The organism is Rathayibacter rhapontici (assembly GCF_001995175.1).
Taxonomy (GTDB): Bacteria; Actinomycetota; Actinomycetes; order Actinomycetales; family Microbacteriaceae; genus Rathayibacter.
This window is the reverse complement of record NZ_MUKN01000046.1, coordinates 24,177-31,508: the sequence shown is the minus strand read 5'-3', so window position 1 is coordinate 31,508 and position 7,332 is coordinate 24,177. Positions and strand designations below refer to the sequence as shown.

Here is a 7,332-nt window from a genome sequence, read left to right as displayed (position 1 = left end):
CATGAGCCCCGCGACCGGAATCCGCGTGCCAGCGGATTCCGGCAGGGCGCCGCAGGACGCTCTGCGGGACGCAAGCCGTCGCGAAGCCGACCGCGGCTCGGCGGGCGGGGACCGCCGAGCCAGACGGCTCAGTCCGTCTCGATCAGGATCCCGTCGTGGATGGCGCGCTTGCGCAGCGCGACCTTCGTGCCGACGTCGATGCCCACCACGCGGTACTTCTCGCGGATCCGCTTGAGGTAGGACTTCGCCGTCTCCTCCGAGATGCCGAGCTCGAACGCCACCGACTTCACGGGCTCGCCTCCGCCGTAGAGCGCCATGACGCGGCGCTCCTGAGCGCTCAGCTTCGGTGCGCCGTCGGAGTCGCCGGTCGACAGCGCCATGTCGAGCTCGTGCGAGATGTAGGAGTGGCCGTCCTTGGCCGCTCGGATCGCCTCGACGATCATGTCGGCGTCCTCGGTCTTCACGAGGTAGCCGAGCGCGCCCGAGGCGAGCGCCTCGCGGACGACGGCAGGCTCGGAGTAGGTGCTCATCAGCACCGTCTTCACGCCGGTGGTCTTCAGGGTCGAGAGCTTGACCGAGATCGGGATGTTGTCCTTGAGGTCGAGGTCGAGCAGGACCACGTCGACGGGGAACTCGGGGTGCGTGAGGAGCTCGGGCCAGGAGGCGACGGCGGCGACGAGCTGGATGTCGGAGGCGGCGCCCCGGATCCACTCCGTGAGGGCGCCGAGGAGCATCTTGTGGTCGTCGACGACGGCGAGGGTGATCTTCGGCTCGGCGGTGTGTGTCATCGGGGGTCCTTCGGCTGTTCGTGGCAGAGGTGGGCGGTCGGTGTCCCGAGGCTGTCCGTCATCGGTCGACGGGGTTCTCGACCAGGCAGTCGATCTCGATCCGCAGCTCGCCCCCGCGGGACGGCGTGCGGGACGCGCCCACTTGAGCGATAGCCTCCCACGTCGCAGGATCGACTCCGCGCAGTGGCACGCCCTCGCAGCGGAGCAGGACCGGGACGAGGAGTGTGCGGGCGGGGGCGTCGGGGCCGGGTTCGCGTGGCGCGCCGGCGTGCACGTGGAGCGCTGCGGGGGTGCCGACGGCTCCGTCGAGGATCAGCCAGATGGCCGAGAGGAGGCCGTCGCGCTGAGCCTGGCCGAGGAGTCCGGCCGAGCCGTCGGGGTCCTCCAGGTGGACGAGGGGTGCGAGGAACTCCGACTCGAGGATCGCGTGGTGCAGCCAGGTCTCGCGGCGTCCCTCGATGAGGTGGAGCCGCAGCTGGGTGGCGAGCGAGGCGGCGCGGGCGGCGCGGGTGGAGTCGAGGGGGAGCGGTGTGCTCGCGTCGCCGACCTCGGCCAGCAGCTGCTCCGCGGCGAGGTCGAGCCGGGCGAGCTCCTCGGACGCGAGCATCCCGACCGCGTAGCGGGGGCCGAGCGTGGTGCTCTGCACGAGCGCCCGGTCGATCTCGAGCTGCACCATCCGGCGGAATCCGCGCATCATCACGACCACCACGACGGCGGGGGTGACGGTCAGCACCAGAGCGCTGACCCGGACCGAGATCGCGGCCGCGCCGTCCGACGCCATCGCCGAGAAGGCGAGCAGCTCGGCGGCGGTGATGACCAGCGCTACGACGATGATGTCGACGCCCCGGCGGTGCACGATGAGCGCCGCGTGCGCGACGGCGGCGCCCACGGCGGCGGTCGGGGCGACTCCCGGGCCCGGGGCGCCCGCGACGGCGATCAGGTCGAGGGCGACCGTCGTCGCCGCGCCCGCGAGGAAGGCCGCGTACGCCCAGGACGGGAGGCTCTGGCCCGAGAGGCGGATCACGAGGACCGTCCCTCCGAACGTCGCGACCAGCAGCAGCCAGGCCGCCACGACGAGGCCGGGCCGGGTGTAGTCGTCGAGAGTGGAGAGGAGAACGAGCAGCTCGTAGACCATGATCGCGAGGGCGATGCCGGTGAGGCCGCTGCCGAGGTAGCTCGTGCCGAGCCCCTCGTGCTGCCGCTTCGCCGAGGAGGCCGCTCGCGAGGGCCGCCCGCGGCGCGAGGGGGCCCCGCGGAGCAGCGGCGCGACCGGCTCGGTCATTTCGGCACCTCCAGGACGACGGTCGTGCCGGCTCCCGGCGCGCTGAACAGCCGCGTCCGCCCGCCGACGTCCGCGAGGCGGGCGACGACCGACTCCTTGAAGCCGAGCTTCGCGGCGGGCACGGTGCCGATGTCGAAGCCGACGCCCGCGTCGGTCACCATGGCGCGCACCGTGCCGTCGTCCTCGGTGATCGTGACATCGGCCGAGTTGACCCCGGAGTGGCGGCGGACGTTCTCGAGGCACTCGGCGAGGGCCATCAGGAAGGAGTCGAGGGCGGCACCGCTGAGCACGATCTGGCCGGAACCGTGCCAGATGACGTCCAGGCCCATCCGGCCGAAGCGCTTCTTGACGCTCTCGAGAGTGTTCGCCGCGGGAGCGCTGGTCACGCTGGTCAGCTGGTACGAGCCCGACGCACTCGGGGTGGGCGTGCCTCCCAATCTGAGCTGGCGCAGGAGCTGGGCGTCCTCGGCCGCCTGTTGGCGGAGGGCGTCGACCGACACGCCGACGCCGGAGTGGGCGAGCAGGGTCAGCGTCGCGAGGACGGTGTCGTGCAGCAGCCGGGCGCCCTGGCGGCGCTGCGCCTCCGTCTCGCTGGCCTGCCGCTCGACGCGGTGCGCATTGCCGATGCTGTCGATCCGCCGGACGACCCGGGGCACCGCGGTGCTGATCCAGAGGGCGAGGGCGCACAGGCACCCCCAGGGCAGCAGGCTCAGCAGCAGAGCGTTCAGCGTCATGGCGCTGCTCGCGATCAGGATCGACGGGATCAGGCTCGCGATCATCACGGGCAGCAGGAGCAGCCCCCGCCGCGTCGAGGTGGTGACGACGACGGCGACGGTGCTGGTGACCGCGTTCGCCGTGCTGACCAGCACGAAGGCGGCGAAGTCGGGGGAGTCCGCGAGATCGAGGGCGAGCCCGGCACTGAGCAGCAGGCCGCCCGCGCCGCTCGCGAGCAGCCACAGCCGTCCGCCGCTGCGGCCGAGCTGGACGTGCACGGCGGCGAGCCCGAGCAGGAGCGCGACCGCGAAGGGGACGGCGAGCGGATCGAGCGTCCCCGGCACGAGGACCAGCGCGAGAGCAGCGGTGTCGGTCAGCAGGCCCACGGCCCGCGCGGACTGGCTCAGGAGGCGGTCGCGCTCCCGCACGCTGCGGATCATCGGCACCGGGCTGCTCCCTCGGGTCTCCGGGGGAAGGGCCCCCGACTCACGATAGCCACTGCTCGCCCCTCCGCCCGGAACCGATCAGAGCGCGAGCAGGCGCGCGAGGTGGCCGCCGACCGCGTCGTCCTCGATCAGGAAGCCGTCGTGCCCGAAGGTCGAGCTGATCACGGCGACCTCGTCGCCGTCGATGTTCCCGGGAGCGTGCGCCGCGATGATCCGCTGGCCCTCGACCGGGAAGAGGCGATCGCTGTCGATGCCGAGCACGAGGGTGGGGCTCGTGATGCGGGAGAGCGCCTCCGCCTCGCCGCCGCGTCCGCGCCCGACGTCGTGCGAGTTCATCGCCTCGACGAGCGTGATGTAGCTGTTGGCGTCGAAGCGCCGGGTGAACTTGTTGCCGTGGAAGTCGAGGTAGGACTCGACCGCGAACCGGCCGCCGCCGCCGAGGGGGCTGAGCCCGGACTGCCAGCTCCGCTCGAAGCGGTCGTTGAGCTCGGAGGGACTGCGGTAGTTCAGCAGGGCCATCCGTCGGGCGAGGGCGAGGCCGTGGTACGGGCCCTGGCCGTCCCCGGCGTCGTAGTAGGCGCCGCCGTTGAAGTTCGCGTCGCTGCGGATCGCCTCGAGCTGCACGAAGTTGAGGGCGATCTGATCGGCGGTCGCGCGCGGGGGAGCGGCGAGCACGGCGAGCCGGGCCACGCGCTCCGGATGATCGATGCCCCACTCCAGCGCCTGCATCCCGCCCATCGACCCGCCGATCACGGTGTGCCAGCGCTCGATGCCGAGGAGGTCCGAGAAGAGCACCTGGGCGCGGACCTGATCGCGGATGCTCGTGTACGGGAAGCGGGCGCCCCACTCGTGCCCGTCCGGCGCGAGGGACGCCGGGCCGGTCGAGCCCTGGCAGCCGCCCAGCATGTTGGGGGCGACGACGAAGTAGCGGTCCGTGTCGATGACCTCGCCCGGTCCGACGAGTCCGGACCACCAGCCGTCGGTGGCGTGCCCGCGGTCGCCGCGGCCGATCAGGTGGGAGTCGCCGGTGAGGGCGTGCAGCACGAGCACGGCGTTGTCGCCGGAGGGGGAGAGCTCGCCCCAGGTCTCGTACGCGATGCGCACGTGCGGGAGGTGGCCGCCCGACTCGAAGTCGAACGGGCCGACGTCGACGAAGCGGCGGTTGCCCGGGTCGTCCCCGTCGCGCCAGGCCCCGGTGGCCGGCGGCTTGCCGATCACCGAGCGCAGCTGGCGCTCGGTGACGAACGCCGAAGGGACGGTGTCCTCGAGTGTCTGCTGCCAGTCCATAGCGGTGTCCATCGTGTCAGAGCGCCGCCCCGCGCCGTGGTTTGTTACGCCCCTTCCGGCGCATGTGCACGAGATCCCCCCTCACGGACGAGATCCCCCACCGCAGCAGGGGATCTCGACCGTGCGCTCCTCTCCAGCGAGAGGGGCCGGGGTCAGGCGTTCGCGCGCGAGGCCTCGACGACCGCGCGGGCGGCCCGGAGTGCCTGGGCGAGGTCGGCGCGCAGGTCGTCGATGCTCTCCAGCCCGACCGACAGGCGGACGAGGCCGGGCGTGACTCCCGCGGTCAGCTGCTGCTCGGGTGTGAGCTGCGAGTGCGTGGTCGAGGCGGGGTGGATGACGAGCGAGCGGACGTCGCCGATGTTCGCCAGGTGCGAGAACAGGGTGAGCGAGTCGACGAAGGCGCGGCCGGCGTCCACCCCTCCCTTGAGCTCGAACGAGAGGACGGCGCCGACGCCCTTGGGGGCGTAGCGGTTCGCGGCGGCGTACCAGGGCGAGGTGGGCAGTCCGGAGTAGTTGACCGAGGCGATGTCGGAGTGGTTCTCGAGGTACTCGGCGATCTCCTGCGCGTTCTGCACGTGGCGCTCGATCCGCAGCGACAGGGTCTCGATGCCCTGGATGAGCTGCCACGCGCTCGCCGGGGCGATCGAGGCGCCGAGGTCGCGCAGCAGCTGCACGCGGGCCTTGATGATGTAGGCGAGGGAGTCGCCGACCGCGGCGGTGTAGACCGCGCCGTGGTAGGACTCGTCGGGCGTGGTGAGGCCGGGGAACTTCGCCGCGTTCTCGGTCCACGGGAAGGTCCCGCCGTCGACGATGGCCCCGCCGATGACCGTGCCGTGACCGCCGAGGAACTTGGTCGCCGAGTGCACGATGATGTCGGCGCCGTGCTCGAACGGGCGGATCAGGTACGGGGTCGCGATCGTGTTGTCGACGATCAGGGGCACACCGGCCGCGTGCGCGACGTCGGCGACGGAGCGGATGTCGAGGATGTTGATCTTGGGGTTGCCGACGGTCTCGGCGAAGAAGAGCTTGGTGTTCGGGCGCACCGCGCGGCGCCACTCCTCCTGGTCGTCCTGGTTCTCGACGAAGGTCGTCTCGATGCCGAGCTTGGCGAGGGTGTACTTGAAGAGGTTGTACGTGCCGCCGTAGATCGAGGACGACGAGACGATGTGGTCGCCCGCGTGCGCGATGTTGAGCACGGCGGCGGTCTCGGCGGCCTGACCCGACGCGAGCAGCAGGGCGCCGGAGCCGCCCTCGAGAGCCGTGAGACGCTCCTCCACGACCGCCTGGGTCGGGTTCTGGATGCGCGTGTAGATGTTGCCAAACTCGGCGAGGGCGAAGAGGTTCTTCGCGTGCTGCGCGTTGTCGAACACGTAGGACGTGGTCTGGTAGATCGGAGTCGCGCGGGCCTTGGTGACCGGGTCCGGAGCCGCTCCCGAGTGGATCTGCTTGGTCTCGAACTGCCACTGGGCGGGGTCGGTCATGGTGCATCCAATCGGGTCGTGAGGTCGTCCACGCGGAGTCCGTTCTCCGCCGCGACGAGCCTAGGCGTGCGGTGGCGCGGGGGCGAGACGCCCGACACACGGGGTAATCCCTCCGTGGCCGCTCCGTCAGCGGAGCGGGCCGCGCTCGGTCGCCGCGCGCGCGTCGCGCTTCGAGCCCGTGGGGTCGGCGCGGCCCGCGCGCTCCGGCCGCTCGTCCTTCACCGGGGCGAAGAGCCACGCCGCCCGCGGCTCCACGATCTTGTGGAACGCGGTGCGGGCCCAGCCGAGGGAGAGGACGACCGAGACCGCGATGCAGAGCACGATCATGAGGACGAGCGCGAGGACGCTGTCGGCCGAGGAGAGGATCCCCGACTCCCGCAGCGGGTAGAGGACGAAGCTGTGCAGCAGGTACACGTACATCGTCGACTGGCCCCAGGGCGTGAGCACCGTGCGTCCGCGCGGGATGAGCGTGAAGAGCGCGAGCGAGAGGACGACGGCCGTGAGCATGAGGGCGAGCCGCACGAGCCCCGCCCACCAGGCCGTCTCGCCGAGCGCGTCGTACGGACGGTCGTAGAAGAACCAGAAGCGGAGGTCGGCCGCTCGGAAGGCGTCGATGTTGACGGTCATGACCAGCGCGGTGACCGCGAACAGGACGACGGCCACGGCGCGCACCGCCAGCACCCGCGGCGTCGGGAGCGCGAGCCAGCGGTCGACCAGCAGCGCCGAGCCGGCCCGCCATCCGCGCAGCCGCCAGCCGAACACGAAGAACGGGAGGATGCCGATCGCGCGGGCGAGGGAGAAGGTCGAGTCGATGTTGTCGTAGTAGCTGACCCCGACCGCGAGCACCACGCTGATCAGCAGGGGCCAGCGCAGCAGCGCCAGGTAGGGCAGCACGAGTCGGAAGATGCCCAGTGCGAGCAGGAACCACAGCGTCCAGCTCGGCTTCGTCGGGTTGAACTCCGACCGGCCCTCGACGAGGAACTGCACCAGCGTCCAGACCGTCTCCATGATCAGGTACGGCAGCAGGATGTCGGTCAGTACGCGGCGCATCGCCCGCGCGTTCGGCGCTCCCGCCTTCGAGAAGTACCCCGAGATGATGGCGAAGGCCGGCATGTGGAACGCGTAGACCGTGAGGTACACGATCAGGGAGACGTCCGAGTTGGCGGTCAGGCGCTGGATCCCGTGCCCGATGACGACGAGGGTCACGCAGACGAAGCGCGCGTTGTCCCACAGGGGGACGCGTCGCTTCGCGGGAGCGGTGACACCGCCGGTGGCGGGTGCCGGGTCGGCGGGCTGCACGCGGCCAGACTAGCGTTGGGGTCGACGACGGAGTC

6 protein-coding genes are annotated in these 7,332 nt (G+C 71.5%); all 6 read right to left on the bottom strand.

Features of this window, described 5'->3' with window-relative positions; genetic code table 11:
• Positions 1 to 128 precede the first annotated feature (128 nt).
• On the bottom strand, positions 129 to 788 hold the full coding sequence (locus tag B0T42_RS14155; protein ID WP_056866755.1) for a response regulator: 660 nt from the start codon (positions 786 to 788) through the stop codon (positions 129 to 131).
• Between the two features lie 58 nt (positions 789 to 846).
• Positions 847 to 2,070, bottom strand: coding sequence for a hypothetical protein (locus tag B0T42_RS14150; RefSeq protein WP_077223681.1), 1,224 nt, complete (start codon positions 2,068 to 2,070; stop codon positions 847 to 849).
• On the bottom strand, positions 2,067 to 3,224 hold the full coding sequence (locus B0T42_RS14145) for a sensor histidine kinase (protein WP_077223688.1): 1,158 nt from the start codon (positions 3,222 to 3,224) through the stop codon (positions 2,067 to 2,069). Before B0T42_RS14145 ends, B0T42_RS14150 begins: the two co-directional genes overlap by 4 nt.
• A gap of 84 nt (positions 3,225 to 3,308) precedes the next feature.
• Positions 3,309 to 4,517, bottom strand: coding sequence for a homoserine O-acetyltransferase MetX (metX, locus tag B0T42_RS14140; protein WP_077223680.1), 1,209 nt, complete (start codon positions 4,515 to 4,517; stop codon positions 3,309 to 3,311).
• 152 nt (positions 4,518 to 4,669) lie between these two features.
• Entirely contained in the window at positions 4,670 to 5,998 is a 1,329-nt protein-coding gene (locus B0T42_RS14135) for a bifunctional o-acetylhomoserine/o-acetylserine sulfhydrylase (protein WP_077223679.1), read from the bottom strand.
• A gap of 126 nt (positions 5,999 to 6,124) precedes the next feature.
• On the bottom strand, positions 6,125 to 7,297 hold the full coding sequence (locus tag B0T42_RS14130; RefSeq protein WP_077223678.1) for an acyltransferase family protein: 1,173 nt from the start codon (positions 7,295 to 7,297) through the stop codon (positions 6,125 to 6,127).
• Between the last annotated feature and the right edge of the window lie 35 nt (positions 7,298 to 7,332).

Excerpts from the sequence above, each read along its gene's own strand:
- B0T42_RS14145 (WP_077223688.1), bottom strand. The coding sequence starts at position 3,224 with ATGATCCGCAGCGTGCGGGAGCGCGACCGCCTCCTGAGCCAGTCCGCG.
- metX (WP_077223680.1), bottom strand. The coding sequence starts at position 4,517 with ATGGACTGGCAGCAGACACTCGAGGACACCGTCCCTTCGGCGTTCGTC.
- B0T42_RS14150 (WP_077223681.1), bottom strand. The coding sequence starts at position 2,070 with ATGACCGAGCCGGTCGCGCCGCTGCTCCGCGGGGCCCCCTCGCGCCGC.
- B0T42_RS14155 (WP_056866755.1), bottom strand. The coding sequence starts at position 788 with ATGACACACACCGCCGAGCCGAAGATCACCCTCGCCGTCGTCGACGAC.
- B0T42_RS14135 (WP_077223679.1), bottom strand. The coding sequence starts at position 5,998 with ATGACCGACCCCGCCCAGTGGCAGTTCGAGACCAAGCAGATCCACTCG.